This window comes from Streptomyces sp. NPDC031479 (assembly GCF_055581065.1).
The window spans coordinates 31,800-49,315 of record NZ_JBVIKC010000033.1; the positions used below are offsets into that span (position 1 = coordinate 31,800).

19 protein-coding genes and 3 pseudogenes are annotated in these 17,516 nt (G+C 69.9%); 9 read left to right on the forward strand and 13 right to left on the reverse strand.

Annotation, left to right across the window (positions count from 1 at the left end):
• Nucleotides 1-208 precede the first annotated feature (208 nt).
• A complete protein-coding gene (locus ACZ5D2_RS28980) occupies nucleotides 209-1,711 on the reverse strand; it encodes a hypothetical protein (RefSeq protein WP_468933320.1) in 1,503 nt (500 codons plus the stop codon).
• A 216-nt stretch (nucleotides 1,712-1,927) separates the two neighbouring features.
• On the opposite strand from ACZ5D2_RS28980, the gene ACZ5D2_RS28985 reads away from it, so the two are divergent.
• Complete coding sequence (locus tag ACZ5D2_RS28985) at nucleotides 1,928-2,269, forward strand: DUF6233 domain-containing protein (protein WP_371681520.1); 342 nt, start codon at nucleotides 1,928-1,930, stop codon at nucleotides 2,267-2,269.
• Nucleotides 2,270-2,515: 246 nt separating this feature from the next.
• Here the strand turns inward: ACZ5D2_RS28985 and ACZ5D2_RS28990 are convergent, their stop codons facing one another.
• The 3 genes from ACZ5D2_RS28990 to ACZ5D2_RS29000 all read right to left on the reverse strand — a co-directional run bounded on the left by ACZ5D2_RS28990 (nucleotide 2,516) and on the right by ACZ5D2_RS29000 (nucleotide 5,631).
• The gene (locus tag ACZ5D2_RS28990) at nucleotides 2,516-3,121 is read right to left on the reverse strand and encodes a hypothetical protein (protein WP_468933323.1); all 606 of its coding nucleotides are present in this window, start codon (nucleotides 3,119-3,121) and stop codon (nucleotides 2,516-2,518) included.
• A gap of 768 nt (nucleotides 3,122-3,889) precedes the next feature.
• A complete protein-coding gene (locus tag ACZ5D2_RS28995) occupies nucleotides 3,890-5,221 on the reverse strand; it encodes a caspase family protein (RefSeq protein WP_468933326.1) in 1,332 nt (443 codons plus the stop codon).
• Entirely contained in the window at nucleotides 5,218-5,631 is a 414-nt protein-coding gene (locus ACZ5D2_RS29000; RefSeq protein WP_468933328.1) for an effector-associated constant component EACC1, read from the reverse strand. Before ACZ5D2_RS29000 ends, ACZ5D2_RS28995 begins: the two co-directional genes overlap by 4 nt.
• Nucleotides 5,632-5,789: 158 nt before the next feature.
• Here ACZ5D2_RS29000 and ACZ5D2_RS29005 point away from each other — a divergent pair, with 158 nt between their 5' ends.
• Nucleotides 5,790-6,206, forward strand: a complete 417-nt coding sequence (locus tag ACZ5D2_RS29005; protein WP_468933331.1) for a hypothetical protein — start codon at nucleotides 5,790-5,792, stop codon at nucleotides 6,204-6,206.
• Here ACZ5D2_RS29005 and ACZ5D2_RS29010 read toward each other — a convergent pair.
• A complete protein-coding gene (locus ACZ5D2_RS29010; RefSeq protein ID WP_468933333.1) occupies nucleotides 6,203-7,186 on the reverse strand; it encodes an NAD(P)-dependent alcohol dehydrogenase in 984 nt (327 codons plus the stop codon). The two genes, ACZ5D2_RS29005 and ACZ5D2_RS29010, sit on opposite strands and share 4 nt — an antisense overlap.
• A 1,169-nt stretch (nucleotides 7,187-8,355) precedes the next feature.
• On the opposite strand from ACZ5D2_RS29010, the gene ACZ5D2_RS29015 reads away from it, so the two are divergent.
• Together ACZ5D2_RS29015 and ACZ5D2_RS29020 are read left to right on the forward strand one after the other, a co-directional pair.
• Nucleotides 8,356-8,727 carry a hypothetical protein gene (locus tag ACZ5D2_RS29015; RefSeq protein WP_331738818.1) on the forward strand — a complete coding sequence of 124 codons (372 nt, stop codon included), beginning with the start codon at nucleotides 8,356-8,358 and terminating at the stop codon, nucleotides 8,725-8,727.
• Between the two features lie 31 nt (nucleotides 8,728-8,758).
• A complete protein-coding gene (locus tag ACZ5D2_RS29020) occupies nucleotides 8,759-9,061 on the forward strand; it encodes a hypothetical protein (protein ID WP_468933338.1) in 303 nt (100 codons plus the stop codon).
• A gap of 172 nt (nucleotides 9,062-9,233) precedes the next feature.
• On the opposite strand, the gene ACZ5D2_RS29025 is transcribed toward ACZ5D2_RS29020, so the two are convergent.
• Nucleotides 9,234-9,770 carry an AAA family ATPase gene (locus tag ACZ5D2_RS29025; RefSeq protein ID WP_371681518.1) on the reverse strand — a complete coding sequence of 179 codons (537 nt, stop codon included), beginning with the start codon at nucleotides 9,768-9,770 and terminating at the stop codon, nucleotides 9,234-9,236.
• A 302-nt stretch (nucleotides 9,771-10,072) separates the two neighbouring features.
• Nucleotides 10,073-10,630: a TetR/AcrR family transcriptional regulator gene (locus tag ACZ5D2_RS29030; protein ID WP_468933342.1), complete on the reverse strand. Its 558-nt coding sequence runs from the start codon at nucleotides 10,628-10,630 to the stop codon at nucleotides 10,073-10,075.
• A gap of 72 nt (nucleotides 10,631-10,702) precedes the next feature.
• Here ACZ5D2_RS29030 and ACZ5D2_RS29035 point away from each other — a divergent pair, with 72 nt between their 5' ends.
• Nucleotides 10,703-11,860, forward strand: coding sequence for an FAD-dependent monooxygenase (locus tag ACZ5D2_RS29035; RefSeq protein WP_331738807.1), 1,158 nt, complete (start codon nucleotides 10,703-10,705; stop codon nucleotides 11,858-11,860).
• Nucleotides 11,861-11,951: 91 nt separating this feature from the next.
• Nucleotides 11,952-12,759, forward strand: a protein-coding gene (locus ACZ5D2_RS29040) for an IS5 family transposase (RefSeq protein WP_468933345.1) whose coding sequence is annotated in 2 segments (ribosomal slippage) — nucleotides 11,952-12,292 and nucleotides 12,291-12,759 — 810 coding nt in all. Because the reading frame shifts where the segments join, the coding sequence is not laid out codon by codon here.
• 29 nt (nucleotides 12,760-12,788) lie between these two features.
• Here ACZ5D2_RS29040 and ACZ5D2_RS29045 read toward each other — a convergent pair.
• Nucleotides 12,789-13,049 (reverse strand): annotated as a pseudogene (locus ACZ5D2_RS29045) (transposase); the annotation flags it as partial.
• 290 nt (nucleotides 13,050-13,339) lie between these two features.
• Nucleotides 13,340-13,774, reverse strand: a complete 435-nt coding sequence (locus tag ACZ5D2_RS29050; RefSeq protein WP_468933348.1) for a hypothetical protein — start codon at nucleotides 13,772-13,774, stop codon at nucleotides 13,340-13,342.
• Between the two features lie 306 nt (nucleotides 13,775-14,080).
• Between ACZ5D2_RS29050 and ACZ5D2_RS29055 the strand changes: the two are divergent.
• Nucleotides 14,081-14,230: pseudogene (locus ACZ5D2_RS29055) on the forward strand (NF041680 family putative transposase); the annotation flags it as partial.
• Between the two features lie 26 nt (nucleotides 14,231-14,256).
• Nucleotides 14,257-14,775 carry a proline dehydrogenase gene (locus ACZ5D2_RS29060; RefSeq protein ID WP_331738798.1) on the forward strand — a complete coding sequence of 173 codons (519 nt, stop codon included), beginning with the start codon at nucleotides 14,257-14,259 and terminating at the stop codon, nucleotides 14,773-14,775.
• Between the two features lie 62 nt (nucleotides 14,776-14,837).
• Here the strand turns inward: ACZ5D2_RS29060 and ACZ5D2_RS29065 are convergent, their stop codons facing one another.
• The gene (locus ACZ5D2_RS29065; protein WP_468933351.1) at nucleotides 14,838-15,290 is read right to left on the reverse strand and encodes a hypothetical protein; all 453 of its coding nucleotides are present in this window, start codon (nucleotides 15,288-15,290) and stop codon (nucleotides 14,838-14,840) included.
• A 12-nt stretch (nucleotides 15,291-15,302) separates the two neighbouring features.
• Between ACZ5D2_RS29065 and ACZ5D2_RS29070 the strand changes: the two genes are divergently transcribed.
• The gene (locus tag ACZ5D2_RS29070) at nucleotides 15,303-15,617 is read left to right on the forward strand and encodes a hypothetical protein (protein ID WP_331738789.1); all 315 of its coding nucleotides are present in this window, start codon (nucleotides 15,303-15,305) and stop codon (nucleotides 15,615-15,617) included.
• Nucleotides 15,618-15,625: 8 nt separating this feature from the next.
• Here ACZ5D2_RS29070 and ACZ5D2_RS29075 read toward each other — a convergent pair.
• The 3 genes and pseudogenes from ACZ5D2_RS29075 to ACZ5D2_RS29085 form a co-directional block, all read right to left on the reverse strand.
• Nucleotides 15,626-15,916: pseudogene (locus ACZ5D2_RS29075) on the reverse strand (transposase); the annotation flags it as partial.
• Nucleotides 15,917-16,218: 302 nt separating this feature from the next.
• Nucleotides 16,219-16,809: an HAAS signaling domain-containing protein gene (locus tag ACZ5D2_RS29080; RefSeq protein WP_331738786.1), complete on the reverse strand. Its 591-nt coding sequence runs from the start codon at nucleotides 16,807-16,809 to the stop codon at nucleotides 16,219-16,221.
• The gene (locus ACZ5D2_RS29085; protein ID WP_468933356.1) at nucleotides 16,806-17,180 is read right to left on the reverse strand and encodes a PadR family transcriptional regulator; all 375 of its coding nucleotides are present in this window, start codon (nucleotides 17,178-17,180) and stop codon (nucleotides 16,806-16,808) included. The genes ACZ5D2_RS29080 and ACZ5D2_RS29085 overlap by 4 nt, the downstream gene beginning before the upstream one ends.
• Nucleotides 17,181-17,516 lie beyond the last annotated feature (336 nt).

A 17,516-nucleotide genomic window follows, 5' to 3' on the forward strand; every position in this document is an offset into this window, starting at 1 on the left:
CCAGTCGGCTTCTGGGCCAGGCACATTAAAGTTCAAGATCTTCCACCCCCGCTTTTAACCGCACCCTACTCGGACCGCCCAGCCGAACCCGCAGGGGTCTTTCCCCAGTCGGGGTGCCGACAAAAACCGTGTCACCAGCCGCAAACCGCGGATCTGCTCCGCCGACGCCAAAGACGAGCTGGCCGCACCCTGGATGATGCTGAGGGGCTCAGTCGGACTCGCCAAGTGGAGGGTCTTCGCCTTTCTGGGAAGGTGCGTCAGGCGTCGTAGTCGAACCGGCGACGGGCGGGCGGGGCCAGATGAGGTTGATGGCCCAGGCGGGCGCCGCCCAATCGGCTGGAATCTGTACGTCCGCTGGTTCGTCTGTGATGAGCAGGTACGCGGGCATCAGGTCGGGCATCTCGTACGGAACGCGGACGGAGTCCCATACGCAGCGCACTTCCAGGGACTCTGACCAGTCATCCTTCGACAGTGTGACGGTGGCGCACCACTCCGAATCGACACCTCCGCTCTCCGACACCAACTCAAGATCGAAACCGTTGACGTGGGCGCGCGCGTTCGTGGATTCGTAGCCATCGCCCCCTAGCTCTCCGTCCAGACCCGGGATCAAAGCGAGCCCGTCAAGGAGTTCGTCGAAGGCCACGTCTTCATCGTTGTGGGCCATGTTTTCGGCTCGAAATGCCATAGCCTGGCCAGTCTCAGACCGGGCGAGGGTTACCAAGCCCTCGTTGAGAGTGAAGCTGAGTACGTCCCGCACCCAAACCTGAGGAAGGGTCGAAGTATGGGCGATCGATGTCCCGTCCTCGTTGATCCGCCAGCCGCTGTATTCCGCGTCGACCAGCAGGAATACCTGAGCCGTGACCAGCCCCCTCCGACTGATCTTCACCTGGTTCATCCCAAGGAAAGCAAGGACGTGACCGAGCTCCACGTTGCGTACCTGGTCGAGCTCCCATTCGTGTATCAACCCGCCAAGATCGACGTCACCGAGGGTCAGGTTGCCTTCTGGCGTCCGGCCTCCCCCGAGCGGCAGGCCCACGACACCCTGCAGAAATTCAACGATGGTGTTCATGATCTCGTCGCTCGGTGCCTTCAGTACGAAGAGCGACTCGTGTAGCGCGTGCAGCGGCACCATGTGCGGCTTCGGTAGGCCCCAGCTGCTGAAAGCCTGGTAGACATCCGCGTCGGCGCCGACAATCACAAAAGAGTCGACCTTGTTGTCGGCTGTCCTCAGAATTTGTCGGAGCCAAGCGCTGTCAGCAGCCCCTGTCTTGACGTCGCTCTTCTTCTTGGCGGGTGGACGTATCTGCACCTGGTCGCGAAGTGCCTCCACTGCTAGGTCGCCGTCGAGATCCAGGATTCGGACCGACGGAGCAAGGCTGCGAAGCGATCCCTCTACAGCGGTCATCACCTCCTCACGCGTCGAGTACGGACCCTCGGCCGGGACGTCGAGCCCGGCTGCTTGCATGGCCTTCCTCGCCTGGTTCGTACTCGCGCGCCATGCCTCCCACGATGAGCCGGCGTGCTCAACGAGCTCCCACAGCACCGGTTCTGGCACCCAGACTTCAAACCCCTCTTCCGCAGCGCGGTTCCCCCAGACCGTGAGAAGTTCCAGGTCGAGTCCGCCGCGGGGGAAAGAGTTCGTGTCGAAGACGATCGCACGTAGACCGTGGCGTACAGATTCAGGAAGCACTGGGTACTTTGCGGAAGCCATGAGCAGGACGGTATCTGAGCAGGCATATCGCCGCGGACCTGCTGGGCAGCTGGAGCCTGCCCCCGTGCCCTGAACCACCGGTGCTGTGGTCAGTCACCCGAACCGGCGATGCCACCACACCTGTTGCAGCGACTGACGTTGGCGATCCGCGCGCTGAGCTGCACAAGCCGACCTTCGTCTGCCTCGCGCCACACCGTCTCCCCCAGAGAAACCCCTGTGCATGTCGTGCAGGGCCGCGGGGCAGGCGCAGTACGGAGGCTGAGCGCGTCCGTCCTGCCGCCCGACCTCCCCCGGCTGCGGACGCTGGTCACCTACCCGCGCGGCGAACTCTCCCGCACGGAGCGCGCCCTTGCCGCCGCCGAGGAGCAGCGCGCCCCGTTCGAGGTCGCGCGGCGGCCGGCTCCGCTGCGCCCGGACTGGCTCATCGAGCACGGCATCGGCACCGGCCGCCCGCCCATGCGGGTCCACGCCGGTACCTGCTGGGACACCCGCACCCGCTGCAAGCCGGCGTCCACCGACGCCGCGCGGCGGGCCCTCGCCGAGGGCATCCCCGCCTGACCGCACTGCCGCCCCGACACCGCCGTCGGAGTACTGGAATGACCGCCTACCGCCACGGTGGAGGAACGAGCCCTGCCCTGCGCGTCATCGTCTGCCCGCCCGACGCCCAGGGCGGACGCCGCGTACGCGTCGACGGCGAAATCCTCGGCCCCGCCCTCGGCCCTGGCGACCTCTGCGGCTCAAAAATATCGTCCACCACCGAACGGGGGCCGGCCGAAGGAGGGGGACTAGCCACTGTTGCGCTTGTCAGGGCCGCAAGCCCGCCCGCCTGAGTGCGATCTCGGACAGGGCGGCGACGACCTGCTGGTCACCGCGGCGCCAGGCATCCGCGAGGCCGCCCGGCGGGGCGGGGATCGCGCGGAGGTCGCCCGGCGGTCCGGTGAGGGCGCGCAGCGCAAGGAGGTCGGCGCCGTGGGGTCCGCTGTAAAGGCTTCGGAAGGTGGCACAGCGACGCATCCAGCGCACGCGTAGGGGAACCCACACCAGGAGTACGAAAGCCACGGGGACGACGACCAGACCAACCGCGACCAGGAAAGCCAACTGGCTGACTGCGTCTTGCAGGGACTGCCCGGCGTCGGCAAGCCCGGTGCCGGCATCGGCCGCGGACTGGAAGGGCTTCTTCAGCAGGCCGCCGACCAGCGGCACGTCCGAGGCTGTTTGGCCGGCGTCGTGGAGAGCGCCGGCAAAGCCCTCGCCGGCGCTCTCCACCTTTCGTCCCGGCTCGGCCAGGAGCATGATCGCATCGTGGACAGCCAACGCGAACCACACCGCGCAGGCGATGACGACCACGGCCATCAGGTCCGCGAGGATCTGGCGGCTCCGTCGTGCTGGGGTCTGGGCATAGAGAAGCATGGGCTGCTCCGGTCATAGCGTCGAGGCGCCGGCCGAGACTGGCGCCAGGGGGACGGTGCCGGCCACACGGCTCGGCCCGTTACTCGACCGTACGTCGGCCCCGGCCGTGCGACCGCTGTTCACGAATACACGTCCGCACGCACGTTGCCAGGTTGGCGCAGCAGCGGCGGGCGCGGAAAAGGCGGGTGGGGCACTGCCACTGTCGCCGTTGCCCGACAGCCAGCCCCCCCCTTCCCGCCGTGGTGATCAGACCTGGGAACAACCCGTCGGCCACGGCCCCCTCTGTGAACAGCACCGCATGGTGAAGCCAACGGATCGGGATCAGGATGCGGACGGTATGGCAGCCGGGGGCGCCGTCGGTGAAGCCGAAGCGGTTCAGTCCGCAGCGCCGGCCCCACCACGCGGCATCCATCCGCCCAGCCTCCCACCCCCGGGCAGCGCCCGGGTGCTGATGCCCGGTCTGCCTGCGGACGGGTGGACTCTGGCCGTGCGGGGCCCACTTGCCCTTGACCCCCGCTGGAAACCCGCCAGGGGACGGTAAGACCCGCACCGTCCGCCCTGCTGCGGCAACCCGGCCGGTGCGCAGAATCATCGTGCGATGGCGACCAGGCGGCCGTCGCTCACCATCTGATCCCCCACCCGCAGCTCGGTGGGCGGCACGTCGGCCGCGACCCGCCCCGGCGGAATCTCCACCCTGCCGTCCGCGTCACGGACGGCCGGCTGCGGACCGGCGTGGGTGCAAGCGCGGGGTCGCGGCGTGCCTTCTGATCAGGGGTGCGGCGAGGCGAGTCTGTGGTCTTGCTCGATCAGCTCGCGGTCGCTGCGGAATGCTGTCTTGCCCGCAACGCCGACGACGGCCTCCTTCAGGCCGTGCTCGATCGCGCCGATGTCGCTGAGCTTGCAGAAGTTGACATAGCCCAGCCTGCGGAAGTCGCTCCCGCTCGTGCGGTACAGCCAGCCGGGCAGGGACGGCAGCCCTGTCAGGGCGTCCAGGCGCTCGACAACGTGGGGGCGCAGGCGGACCAGGACGATGCCCATCTCTTCGGTGTACCGGGGGTCGTGGCCCAGGATCCCGACGTACTCGATGTCCTGCCACGGGATGTGGTGAGTTTGGGGCCCGTCCCGCATCGTCAGGCCCGAGCCGTCGACGGTCAGCGCGTAGTCGTACCGTCGCAGCCGCCCGATCAGGATGAGCGCCGGCACGATATGGACGGCGAGGAGGTCGGCGTTGACGAGCCAGGTAACGGGGGCCGACAGGACCGCCAGCCAGAGCAGGCCGAGTCCGGCGCGCTGCAACGGGCTCCGGCGTGGGTTGGCGAGGACGTACTGGTCGCCGACCGTCGGCGCCGGAACGGCTTGCGGCCCGTCGACCACGGCCGGTCCGGTGACGAGGCCGAGGTCGCCGGCCGCGTTGACGGAGCGGCGTTGCGGCCGGGGCAGGCCCAGGCCGGCCAGTTCGCGGTCCACGTGCCGGTAGATGCCGTCGAGGGTGAGCGGTTCCTCCCGGGCGAGCGCGTCGAGCAGGGCCGCGGTGAAGGCGGTGTGGCGGGCGCCGGGCGGTGCGTGCGATGGGGCGGTCGAGGTGGTGGAGGTCAGGGTGTAGGTGCCGGTCAGGTCGACCTGGCCGGCGACGGCGGTATGCGGTCCGGCCATGGCGGCCACCGCGCGTCCCGAGAAGCAGCAGTCCAGCAGCAGGACGCGTGCATGGGCGCGGGCCCGGGCCAGGTCGCGTTGGACGAGTTCCAGCGGTACCGAGGTGAAACCCGGCCGGGCAGGATCGGTGCCAGTCAGCGCCAGGTGCAGCCGGCCGTCGTCGTCGAGGAGTCCGTGGCCCGCGTAGTAGACCAGCAGCATGTCGACGGCCTCGCCGGCGGCCCGCTCCAGTGCCGCGCCGACGGCGCGCTGGTCGCCGGGATCGGACAGGACGTGGCAATGCTCGGGTGCGAGCAGCCCGTGGCGCGGGTGAGTGAGGGCGCGGTGCAGGGCGTCCAGGTCGTTCCGCACGGCGGGGATCGCCGGGAGGTCGCCGTCGGCGAACCGGCTCGCCCCGATGAGCACCGCCCGGCTCGACGGACCGTGCGGATACCGGGGCGCGGTCACTCTTCACCGGACGCGGGCGGCTCGCCGAGGGCGTTGATCTCCCTGATGACTGCCTCGACGTCGCGGGCACGGCGCACGTCAACGCTCACCTGCCGGCCGCCCACGGCCGTGATGGTCACCTTCACGTCTGCCCGCCGCTGTGTCAGCCAGGTGGTCAGCGACCTGGCGAGCACCGCCCCGGCGCTCCCCGAACTCAGGGCGACGGCAAGGACGTCAGCCAGCGCCCCCATATGCCCGGGCGCGGGGGACGGCCGCAGCAGGGACACCCTGCCCCGCAAGGGATCCTCGGCCGCGAGCCAGTCACGGAGCGGAAGCAAGTGGGTGTCGGAGTCTGTGACGGCGAGCCGCAGCTCGCACGAGGCGACACCGGTTAACTCTGGGTCTTCGCTCAATCCGGTCATGCTGCCCATCGTGCCAGGGCACGCCCGTTCACGTCACGGTCGCGTCGTCAGAAGCGGATCCCAGGGCGGTGGGTGGAGGCCGCTGACCTGGAGGCAGCACGGGCGACAGTGCTGGTCCGGCGAAGTGCAAGCAGCCCAACAAGGTCGTCGCCGTCAACCCGGGCACCATGGCCACCCGGCCACGCATCAAGGAGACGCCCCCCGGTGATCCCCCACGGCCGCCCCGCCCTCACCTCGACGACGTCGCCGCCCTCGCGGGCGTCTCCCCCTCCACCATCCGCGCCGACGCCACCACCGGCCTGCTCGACCCCGGCATCGACCGCCACGGCCGCCGCTGGTGGACCCGCGCCGCCGCCGAAGCCCGCACCACCCGCCCCGCCCAGCACAATGGCCGCACCCCGGCACCAAAGACCGCACACCCCGGCGCACCACACCCGACACACGGCTGCCCGAGATCGCCGCCGCCCTGGACGCCGCCCAGAACGGCACCGGGCCCGCCGTCACCTCGGCATCCCTCGCCCGCTACGGCGTCAGCCCGCACCGCCGAACGCCTCCTCGCCAAAGCCTGCGCCACCACCGGCTAGCCGGCGTCCGCGATCCGTAGGACCAGCTTCCCGCGGCCGTGTCCGCCCTCCAGGCGGCGTATCGCCTCGGGTGCTTCGGCCAGCGGGAAGCTCGCGTCGATCACAGGGCGCAGGGTGCCCGCGGCCGCGAGCACGGCGAGCTGCCGCAGGTCCGCCGCCTTGTCCGTGGCCACCAGTGCGCGCATCCGCCGGCCGCCGGACGCTCCGGGCAGAGAGGCCCGCAATTGCCGGTGCAGCGTGCCGAAGAAGCGGCTGCCGCCCTCGCCGCCGACCAGGACGAGCCTGCCCCCGGGGGCCAGCGCCGTCAGGAGCAGCGGGAGCGGCCGGTTTCCCGCGATGTCGAGGACGAGGTCGTGGCGGCTGCCCACGGCCGCGAACTCCTCGCGGGTGTAGTCGACCACGTGGTCGGCCCCGAGCCGGCGCACCAGGTCCGTCTTCCCGGTGCTGCACACGCCCGTGACCTCGGCCCCCTCGGCCTTGGCGAGCTGGACGGCGTACGAGCCCACCGCCCCGCCGGCCCCGATCACCAGCACCCGCCGCGCGGGCCCGGCGGACGCGCCCGCGCGCAGGGCCTGGAGCGCTGTCTGGCCCGACACGGGGAGTGCGGCCGCTTCCGCGAAGCCGAGTCCGGCGGGTTTCGTGACGATCCGGTCCTCACGGGCGACCGCGTACTCCGCGAAGGCCCCGGTACCGACGCCGAACACCTCGTCCCCGGGCCGGAACGCGGTCACCCGCGCTCCGACGGCCGCGACGGTCCCGGCGCACTCCGTGCCACGGACCCGGATCCGCGGGTGGCGCAGCCCGACCCCGAACAGCCTTGCCACGGCGGGCAGTCCGGTCATCAGGTGCCAGTCGCCGATGTGGACCCCGGCCGTGTGCACCCGGACCAGCACCTCGCGGGGGCCGGGCACCGGCACCGGCACGTCCGCGAGGCGGAGCACCTCGGCCGGGCCGAAGCGGTCCTGCACGATCGCCTTCATCAGCTTCCCGTCCTTCCGCCGCCCGGCTCGCAGGCCCTGGCCTGTCTGCGTGCTCTGTCCCGGTGCTCACGGTAGGGCGGGCGGGGGGCCGGGCGAGTCATACCGGCGGACGAACCGCGGTGCCCCGTGGGTCCGGGTGCGGATCAGGGCCCGGTCAGGGGAAGTTCCGGGGTCCCCGGGGTTGTGCGGCGGCCGCCCCCGGGGGGGGCGGCGGGCGGGGCCGGGGTTCCCAGCCCCGACCTGGGCGGCTCCGGCCCCGGCCGGCCCCGACCCCGGCTCGGCGCGGGTCGGGTCGGGTCGGGTCGGGGCGCAGGGAGCACCAGATGTGGTCGGGGAGCACGCGGGCGGCCTGGGCGGGGTCGGTCCCGCTCGTACCCGAATGCCAGCGGCGGGTGGCCTCCGCGACCGGGTCCCCTGACCAGGGCCTCGACGAGTTCCTCGGGGACGGGTGCGATCTCGCCCGCCGCCACGCGCGGCCCCGGCTGCGTCGGCCTCGGCTTGGACCTGCTGGAGCAGGCGTTCCCAGGTTCCGTCGGCCGACCACAGGCGCCGGTCGTACAGCGAAAGGGGCCCGATCAGGACGCAGCAGGCATTCCGGCGGAGTCTGACAGCCCTCGCGCATTGGGTGGAGCGGAAAGGGACGGACCGGCCGGTATCGCGCAGCCACGGCGATGAGGTCACGGTCGAGGGCGAGGCGGAGCCGGTGGTTGTGAAGCCGGGCGTGTGGGTCTCCCACACCAAAAGCCGGCGCGACAAGCTCACTGCCGATCAGCTCGCCGCCCTCGCGAAACTCGGCGCGGACTGGGCGTGACAGGCCGCCCCCCCCTCGTCGTTGAGCCGAGCGGTCAGCGAAGTGAAGGCCCCGGGGACGTCGTGACCCCCGGGACCTTCGTCATGCCCTCTGGCAACGGACGGCGGTGCAACACCAGCTGCAACCGGGCGTCCAGACCGATCGCTGGCCGGTGTTTGTGAAGACAGCGGTGCAACGCAAGGCGTGTTGCGGCAACCGTGACGCACGGCCGAGCGGGCGCGTTGCAGTCATCGGTATCGCGTCACCGTGTCTATTAGAGGGCGCTATGTGATTCGATAGGTGATTTGCCGTCACCTGAACGTATGGGACTGGGGCATCCCAGCCAGTCGGTGGGCTCGGGTGTGCTGGGCTGAGCATCGTGAGCGAGCGCAAGCCCCACAAGACTGACCTGTCCGACGAGCAGTGGGCGCTGATCGTGCCGGTGATCGCCGCGTGGAAGGCTCGGCAAAAAAGTACCGGGCCGCAAGCGCGGCCTGACCTGCTGCGCTGGCAGGTGCGGGAGAAGGCGCGGCGGAAGGCGGACCCGAGCCTGATGGTGCTCGACACCCAGAGCGTGCACGCGGCGGCAACGGACGCGGCGAGCACCACCACCGCGATCACCAGGCCTGACATGCACGACAACGCCGCCGGTATCGCGCTGCTGGACAAGGTCGCCGCCGACACAGACACCGTTCAGAGTTCGGAGTCGCGGGTGTATTGGGCGATGACGGCGGTGATGCTGAGCCGCTGACCGGGGCCACCGCTTCGGCCTGGCCCAGCGCGTGAGTGGCGGGGAGCTGACCCTCGGGGCGGTGCTGGTGCGGCTGGAGGAGTGGGAACGGGAGATCACCGTGCAGGCCGAGGCGACGAGGGAGCGGATCGCGCAGCTGGCCGCACGGCTGGACGAGCTTGGCCGGGCCGCCGAGGAGGTGCGGATCACCCGCAAGACACTGCTGGAGCTGCCCGATCCGCACCGCCCGGGCCGCCGGCCCCGAAGCTGCCGGACCATCCGGCCCACCAGCAGATCATGGCGGTGTTCGCCGCGGCCGACGCTCCGCTGCGGGCGCGGCAGGTGTGCGAGGTGATGGACCTGGAGATCGCGCCCGACAACATCAACAACACCCGCCCGAAGCTCAAGCGGCTGACCGAGCGCGGAATCCTGGCCGAGACCGAGCAGGGCTTGTTCACCCAGCCACGGCCGTAGCCTGCCGGCGACACCGCGCTTGCCCCTTCCGAAAGCGCGGAACGGACATCAACTTACGCACCGCCGCTCAGCTCCTGAACTGCGTCGATCACGCTGTCCACCACCTCGGTCACCGGCTTGGACGCATCGATGATCGTCGCGCCACGCCTTTCGTAGATCGCTCGCATCCGAGGATTCCACTCCAGGGCCGCTGCGAGCTCTTCGGGATGTTGACCGAATGGGTTCGTAGTGCGGGTCGCGAGCCGGTGGCGGAGCGTGTCCTCGTTGATCACCAGGCACACGATGACGTCGAAAAGATCGCGGACCTCTGCCTCGTTCTCCGCCGACCCACACAAGAACGCGATTCGGAAACGAGACTCCTCGACGAGGGTCTCAACGCGCTCGCGGACGATCGCCCACCCGTATCGATCGAGCCAGCCCTCGGGAACGGGATACGGAGGATCCATCACGACCTCGCCCTTGGCTCGGTCGATCCAGCGACTGAAACCGTCCTCATCGGCGTCGAGCGCGACGTAGCCACGCGCTCGCAACACCCCGCAGACCGTGGACTTGCCAGTCCCCGAATTGCCCGTCACCCACACCACTGTCACGCCGCCAGCGTAGACATCACCACCCTGGGCCAGCGACGTAATCGCCGCGATCAGGCAAGGTGTAGCTTCGACCGAGCGACTGCTCCGGCACAGCCGGTGGATGGCCAAAACCCCAGCTCAGACACCATGCCATGTGCGTCAAGCACGCCATCGCAACCGGTCACTCAACCCGAGCTGCACCCAAGCCGAAACGGACATCAACTCACGTTCCGCCCTCTTACTGATCGTTTCAGAATGAGCGTAGGCGGCGGAGACAGCTATGGCTGCCAGCTGTTTCTAGCGGGACCGTGGATGCCTGGGGCCTAACGCAGCGCGGCGGCGACCAGTCCTTCGATGGCTTCGCGCGGTACTTCGCCGCCGTTCACCAGTCGGTCGAAGATCAGTCCGTCGATGCAGGTCAGCAGTGTATGAGTGCGGTTCTCGACGTCGGTTACGCCGTGCTTGACGAGGAACAGCCGGACGGCCTCGCGGCCGGCGTTCTCCCGGGGCAGGAGGATCTCGCGCAGCTCTTTGTCGCGCACGCTTTCGACGGTGCACGCGTGGCGGGCGAGCGAGCGCCAGCGGCCCTCGCCGGTGAGTCGCTGTCGGGTGAGCGTCACCATGCCGTCCACCAGTTCCTCGACGGTACGCAGGGGCGGAAGCTCGTCGGCCGTCGTGTGAAGTTCCGCCTGGTCGAGTTGGACCAGGCGGACGACGAGTCCGGTCAGCAGAGCGGCGCGGGTGCGGAAGTAGGCCGAGGTGGTGCCGGGCGGCATGGCTGCTCTGCGGTCGACCGCACGGTGGGTCAGGCCGCGCATCCCTTCCTCGGCGAGGACATAGAGAGCTGCATCTGCAAGAAGGGTGCGCCTATCCGAAGCCATGACCCCTTTCTACACCCGTAGAGACTCAGGATAGAGTCGGTTTCTACAAATGTAGAAGAAGGAGGCTCCGCCATGGGCAACACGGCAGTGGTAGTCGGAGGGGGAATTGGCGGGCTGGCCGCCGCAATCGGCCTGCACCGCATTGGCTGGGACGTGACGGTCCTTGAGCGTTCGTCCCTGCTTGAGGACGCGGGGGCCGGCATTTCATTGGCTGCCAACGGCCTGCGGGCATTGGACGAACTCGGGGTCGGCGGGGCGGTTCGGGACGCGTCGCGAGGCCAGTACAGCGGCGGCACCCGGACGCCCCGGGGTGGCTGGCTGGCCCGGATGGACGGCTCGGCACTGGAGAAGGCGGTGGGCACGCCGATCATGGGCATCCCCCGTTCCACCTTGCACCGACTGCTACGCGAAGCATTGCCCGCCGGGGCACTGGCGATCGGCTCCGAGGCGGCAACGGTCGAGCAGGTCGGCCCGGAGACGGTTCACGTCGGCTACAGCACCACGGTCCTGGAGGCCGATCTGGTAGTGGCGGCCGACGGTATCGGCAGCACAGTCCGCGGCCAACTCTTCCCAGAGCACCCCGGCCCGGTCCACAGCGGCTCGACGGTGCTGCGGGCGATCACCGAGCACACGGTCGATCTGCGTACCGACTTCGAGCTGACCTGGGGCCGGGGCGCGGAGTTCGGACACATCGCTCTCCTGGACGGGAGGGCCGAGTGGCACGCCGTCCTCAGCCTCCCCGCCGGTACGCGGTTCGCCGACCCGCTGACCGAACTGCGCCGACGATTCCACACCTGGCACGCCCCGATCCCCGCGCTGCTCGACGCGACCCGGCCCGAGGCGGTGTTGCATCACGACGTGAACGAACTCCGCACGTCTCTCCCTTCATACGTGGTCGGTCGGATCGCGCTGCTCGGCGACGCGGCCCATGCGATGACCCCCAACCTGGGACAGGGCGCCTGCCAGGCCCTGGAGGATGCGGTCACTCTGGGCGCCGCCCTCGATGCCGAGTCCACCGTCGAGGCCGCGCTCGCCCGCTACGACGCCGAGCGCCGGCCGCGGAGCCAGGCCGTCGCAGTGGCCGCCCGGCAGGCCGGGAAAATGGGTCAGCAACTGTCCCACCCGCTGGCCGTCACCCTGCGGAACACGGCGATGCGACTGACACCGTCCCGGGTCGCCATACATATGATCCTGCGTCACCACGCCTGGGTCCCGCCGTCGCTGAACTGATCTGGCCCGCGTCCGCCACCTCGCAGGCCTTTCTGGGCCAAGTCAAGCTGCGAGGTTTGCCGTTGGCGGTCACGGTGGGCAAGGTGTCCGGGTGCGTACTGATCTTGTTCCGGACAATCTGTGGGAGCGCGTGGCCCCGCTGCTGCCGCCCGCTCCCGAACGACGACGTCGCCACCCCGGGCGCCTGCGCGTTCCCGATCGAGTGGCACTCGCCGACGTGCTGTACGTGCTGCGAACCGGTGTCGCCTGGCGCGACGTTCCGAGGGAATCCGTGGGCTGCTCCGGGGTGACGACCTGGCGTCGGCTGCGGGACTGGACCGAGGCTGGTGTCTGGTCGCGCCTGCATGCCGCGCTACTGACCGAGCTTCGACGCGGGGGTCTGCTGGAGCTGGACGACTGCTCCGTGGACGGATCGCACATCCGGGCTCTCAAGGGGGGATCTTGTTGGCCCCTCACCGGTCGACCGTGCCCGTTCTGGCTCCAAGCACCACCTGATCGTCGACCGCCGGGGAACCCCGCTCGCGGTTACGCTCACGGGTGGCAACCGACACGACGTTACCCAGCTCCTGCCGCTCTTGGATGCCATTCCAACGATTCGGGGGCTCCGCGGACGCCCCCGCCACAGGCCCCGACGGTTGTATGCCGACCGGGGCTATGACTTCGACAAGTACCGCCGCTTGCTGTGGAAGCGCGGCATCAAACCCATGATCGCCCGCCGCGGCGTCGCCCACGGTTCCGGTTTGGGCAAAGTGCGCTGGGTGGTCGAGCGCGCCTTCGCGTGGCTGCACCAGTTCAAACGACTACGCATCCGCTACGAGCGACGCGCCGACCTCCACCAGGGCCTGCTTGAACTGGCCTGCAGCCTCATATGTCTCCGCCGCCTACGAACGTCATTCTGAAACGATCAGGTACAGCGAACGGCCAAGGGCACCGCGGCCTTGGCGCCGGATTCCTCCCAGGCCTTGCAGTCGTTGCGGCTGCCGGCGAGCGGCCGGCCGACTACGACGACCGGGCGGGTGTCGGCGTCGATGACGACCTGGTGGCTGGTGGAGTACCGGTAGTTCTTCGACCGCCCGGCGATGGTGTGGTCGCGGGTGGGGACCGGGGTGCCGTCGACGATGAGCACGGTGTCCTTGGTGACCCGCTTGCGGGGCTGGAGCGCGAGCATCGGCCCGAGGTGGTCCTTGATCAGCACCCCTCGATCCTGTCACCAGCCACTGACACTGTCCGATCCGGGTCGGCAAGAGGGCTGCGTCCGGTTACCGGACAGCGCTCAGGCGCTGCGCGCCTGGGAAGAGAACCGCCTCGCTGCGCTCGGCGGGGCTTGGGCTTCGGGCCGGAGTCCTGCGCTTCGCTTCGGACTGCCCTCGGGGGAGGCCCGCTTCGCGGACCTCCCGTGCTGCGCGCGGGAGGTGACCCCGTTTCACGGGGGCCGTGCCTCCGCCCTCTGCTCCGCTCCCCCACCCGGGGGCAGTACACCTAGAACTGCGTCAGGTAGCTGTCCATGGTGTACCCGCCACTGCGAGGAAGAGTGAACCAGCCGGACTCCATGTAGGCGGGACCGGCACCCTTGTCGAGTGAGCAAGTGTTCTTGTAGTAACCGTTCGCAGGCGAGCTGATCGTGCAGTTCCAGTCGTACGTGCCGGCCGCGAGATAGATGCTTCGCGAACCGTGGCTGTCGACGTAGCTGTTGCCCGCGTCGGAGGTGGAAATGTCCCACGCGTAGTTTCCGGCCGCAAGGTAGATCGAGCGGCTCATCGAGGCCGAGGCCCCTGCCGTCGGACTACCGGTCAGGTAGAGCGAGCGACTCAGGGCCGCCGTGCCGGCGAATGCCTGAGTAGCCCCGAGTATCAGACCCACGGTCGCCGCAGCGGTCGCAGTGGCCAGACGTCCGATCGAGCGTCGGCTGGTCATGCGGGTGAAGACCCTGCTCCGAGGAGTACAGCGGCGCGCCGCGCAGACCCGCATCCGTGCCGCACAGCATGCACACCGGGAGTCCGCACGGCACCGCCCCACACGGGCCCTCACACTGGCCCCGGACTGCGGGCCGAGCTGGAGCACCGCGGACTGCTGAGGAAGTGGCAGCCCGTACCGGCCGACTTGTCGTCGCCCTCCCGGAGGCACTGTGGACTCCACTCGCCCGGGGCATCTACTGGACCAACCAACCTCACATCCAGGCCCCACAGGCCTGAACCGCGCCCTTCAGGCATAGGCGAAACCCCCTCCCGGCCCGGGCCAGGTCGGCCACCTGGTTCGAAGAACCGTCGCAAGGCCACCCGTCACGACGTGGGACGCGTCCTCGCCACCGGTGAGGGATACAGCCGGCCCACCCACCACGAGAAGGGCGCGAAGCCCCGGCGAACTGGATGAACAGCAAGAACGGCAGACTGGGGCCCATGGACTCAGGACTTGCCGCACTGCTGGGCGCCGCCGTCGGTTCCGTCACCACCCTCGGGGCCGCAATCGTCAACGGCCGTGCTCAGGCACGGTCCCAGCACGCCCAATGGAGCCGTCAGCATCGCCGCGACGCCTACGCCGGCTACCTCAGCGCTCTCCATGACCGCGACGTCGCCATGGACGCCGTTCTCGACGCGCTGCGTTCAGACCAACCCGACCTCCCCGACATCAACGAGAAGACAGGCCGTTTCATCACCCTGGCCCGCGAGGTCCACCGCGCCTGCGAAGTCGTCATTCTCGAAGGGCCGGCACCCCTCGCGGAAGTCGCGGAACGCGTGACCAACGCCTCCAGCGATCTCTCGCGCGTCATGCGGCGCCTGGCCGAGAACGCCCATGCGGGAGACACCACCCGTAAGGCAGAAGACACCGCCCTTGCCGTCGAACGAGAGCGAACCCTCTATCAGGCAGTCAAGGACTTCCGCCTCGCCGCCAGCAGCGTTATCGGCGGAACCGCCTGACCCAGGCCTCTCGGCCCCGGTCACCCAGACCGTCAACAGAGACGCTGTCAGCCTGGGAGACGTCAAACGACAAGCTCAAGTAGCTCGTGGGCCTGGTCCTCTTCCTCCTGCCCGTACGGGATGGCGTCGGCCTCGCAGCCGGCGAGGAGTTCGGCGACGACGGTGCGCCGGGTGGGCAGGTCGCGGCGGCAGGTGCCGAGGAGGTTGAGGTATTCCTCCACGGGCCAGCTGGGCGAAGGGGTGCTTGGTGGTCTTGAAGTCGAGCCGCAGGCCGTCGACCACGAGGTCGGCGTCGACGGTGATGCCTGCGCCCGGGAAGGTGGGCCCGCCGGCGCAGTCCTGGGCCTGGGTGCGGCGCGCAGCGCCTCCAGGGGGCCGGTGGTGGCCAGGTAGAGCTGGTGGACGACGTCGTCGACCATGTCCTGGTTGGGGAGCTGCAGGAGCCGGTCGAGGGTGCAGCCGCCGGGGTTCTCCAGCGCGGTGAGGTACAGCTGGGTGCAGGTGAATTCATCCACTGCACGCGAGACATGCTCGAAGCCATTGAGCTCGGGAGGCCATCGGTTCCGACAGACCGAGTCATCTTCCGGGGCCTGGACCTGTTCGCGGTTCCGGCTCGCGAGCTGGTGCGACGCATGGGCGAGTACACCTCGATCGAGGCAGACCCAGACGACCCGGCGTCCTTCGTCGCCTCCGACCTGCTCCTGAGCTTCTGGCGCCCGTTCGCAGCCGACGACGAGCCGGAGGAAGAACAGGGCTACTGCTTCCGCTCGGTCCTGCTGGCACGGCGCGGCTACTACGACACGCCTGTTCAGGCTGCAGAGCGATTCCAACAGAGTTCGTAACTGCCCCGTCAGGCTGCCGGCAGGACTCGTTTCCGCAGCAGTGCGAAGCCAGCCCGGCCGTACATCTGGCGCTTCAGCATCTTGATCCGGTTGACGTGGCCCTCGACGACGCCCGAGCTCCAGGGCAGGGTCAGCCCGGCGGTAACGGCGGCAAGGTCTCGTTCCGGGCCGTTGACGAAGGCGTGGAGGCTGGGGAGATCATCGGCACGGACCGCTTCGATCCACTGCGGGAGCTGGTCGCCTTGGAGTCCGGTGATCATCCTTCCGAAGGTGCGGACGTGACCGGCGAGTGCGTCCAGTTGCCGCAGGTCCGCCGCACCGCTGCACACCTTCTCCGCCCCCACCGCCGGCGGAGATGGGGCAGGTGACCTTCCAGCACGCCAACTCCCCTACCTGGGACTCCTCGGCGCGCCTGAGGTGCAGTCGGGTCCGGTGGTCACGCTCGTCACCCCCGTCGGCAAGGCCGGCGCCCCCATCGAGATCGTCGGCAGCGGGTTCGAGCAGGGGGTCGTGGTCGACTTCGGCACGGTGCCGAGCAGGCCGGGCCGGGGCGGTTCCGGCCGTGGGACACCCGGCGCTCATGCCCGGACGGCAGGCTCCTTCAGGCCCGGCGGACCCGCCAGAGCCATGCCGCCGTGCCGGCCAGCACGGCGAGTGTGACCAGGTTGGCCAGGAGGGCCGGGGTGCCGGCCGGGCCGCCCGCCTGGTTGTAGACGCCGATGACGGCGGTCGGCAGGACGGCGGTGAGCAGGACACCGGTTGTCTTCTGGACGGCGCTCCAGTGCACCGAGGTGCAGAGGAGCACGGCGCCGGTGATGCGGAACAGGACGCCGACCAGCGGCCCGGAGTGGTCGGGGAAGACCATGATGAAGGCCAGCGAGAGGGTGAGCATCAGGAGCGGGACCAGGGGGTGCACCTTGCCCCGCCGGTCGGGTGCGTCGACACCGCTCAGGGCCGAGGTACCGGCGGCCCCGCTTCCCGCCTCGGCCAGCGCCGTTGCCGCGATCGCGCGGGGGTCCCCCAGCTCCGCGAGGATCTCCCCGATCGCCGCGTCGGGGCGCTCGGCACAGGTCACCTCGATGTGCTCGGCGAGGTCGGCGAGGAGTTCCTGGCGGCGGTCGGCGGGCAGTGCGGAGCCCTCGCGTTCGACGGCGTCGAGGTAGTCGCTTATGCGGTCGGCAGAGGTCTTCATTCGGGGTCTCCGGTGGAGGGGCGCGGGGTGGTCAGGAAGGCGTCGACGGCGTTGCGGAAGCCCGGCCAGACGCGGGTGAACTCGTCGAGCGCGGCCCGGCCGCTGTCGGTGAGGGCGTAGTAGCGACGGGGTGGTCCGGAGGCGGATTCCTGCCAGGTGGTGGTGACCAGGTTGTCGCGGCGGAGCCGGGAGAGCAGCGGGTAGACCGTGCCCTGGCTGGTGGCCAGGGCACCGGAGTCCTCCAGGGCGTGGAGGAGTTCCACGCCGTAGCGGGGACGGTCCCGCATCAGGGCGAGGACGCAGTACTCCAGGACGCCCTTGCGCAGTTGGGCGGCCGCCCGGGCCTGTTTGGCCGAATCGCCTGGTTCCATGCAATGCAAGATACCCGGCGATACCAATACATGTGAAGGGGGCCGACCGCGTCCTCGGCGATCTCCACCCGGACCTGGGCCGTGCGGCGTCGCCGCCGGTTCCCCCGCGGGGATGATCCTCCCGGTCAGGTCCGGGCGATCAGGGCGTACCTCTCGTCGGTGACCGGTCCGCCCCGAACCGGCCCGCGAAGCTCCCATCGACAGCACACGCGGCGGAACGGTCCCGCCGCTCCGCGTCCGGCGTCCGGCGTCCGGCGTCCGGCGTCCGGCGTCCGGCGTCCGGCGTCCGGCGTCCGGCGTCCGGCGTCCGGCGTCCGGCGTCCGGCGTCCGGCGTC

What these genes read in the sequence shown, in the direction of transcription:
- ACZ5D2_RS29010 (WP_468933333.1), bottom strand. Translation starts at nt 7,186, where the DNA reads ATGAAGGCGATCGTGCAGGACCGCTTCGGCCCGGCCGAGGTGCTCCGC.
- ACZ5D2_RS29070 (WP_331738789.1), top strand. Translation starts at nt 15,303, where the DNA reads ATGCTCGAAGCCATTGAGCTCGGGAGGCCATCGGTTCCGACAGACCGA.
- ACZ5D2_RS29005 (WP_468933331.1), top strand. Translation starts at nt 5,790, where the DNA reads ATGGCCACCCGGCCACGCATCAAGGAGACGCCCCCCGGTGATCCCCCA.
- ACZ5D2_RS29035 (WP_331738807.1), top strand. Translation starts at nt 10,703, where the DNA reads ATGGGCAACACGGCAGTGGTAGTCGGAGGGGGAATTGGCGGGCTGGCC.
- ACZ5D2_RS29050 (WP_468933348.1), bottom strand. Translation starts at nt 13,774, where the DNA reads ATGACCAGCCGACGCTCGATCGGACGTCTGGCCACTGCGACCGCTGCG.
- ACZ5D2_RS29030 (WP_468933342.1), bottom strand. Translation starts at nt 10,630, where the DNA reads ATGGCTTCGGATAGGCGCACCCTTCTTGCAGATGCAGCTCTCTATGTC.
- ACZ5D2_RS29060 (WP_331738798.1), top strand. Translation starts at nt 14,257, where the DNA reads ATGGACTCAGGACTTGCCGCACTGCTGGGCGCCGCCGTCGGTTCCGTC.
- ACZ5D2_RS29000 (WP_468933328.1), bottom strand. Translation starts at nt 5,631, where the DNA reads ATGGGCAGCATGACCGGATTGAGCGAAGACCCAGAGTTAACCGGTGTC.
- ACZ5D2_RS28990 (WP_468933323.1), bottom strand. Translation starts at nt 3,121, where the DNA reads ATGCTTCTCTATGCCCAGACCCCAGCACGACGGAGCCGCCAGATCCTC.
- ACZ5D2_RS29085 (WP_468933356.1), bottom strand. Translation starts at nt 17,180, where the DNA reads ATGGAACCAGGCGATTCGGCCAAACAGGCCCGGGCGGCCGCCCAACTG.
- ACZ5D2_RS29080 (WP_331738786.1), bottom strand. Translation starts at nt 16,809, where the DNA reads ATGAAGACCTCTGCCGACCGCATAAGCGACTACCTCGACGCCGTCGAA.
- ACZ5D2_RS28980 (WP_468933320.1), bottom strand. Translation starts at nt 1,711, where the DNA reads ATGGCTTCCGCAAAGTACCCAGTGCTTCCTGAATCTGTACGCCACGGT.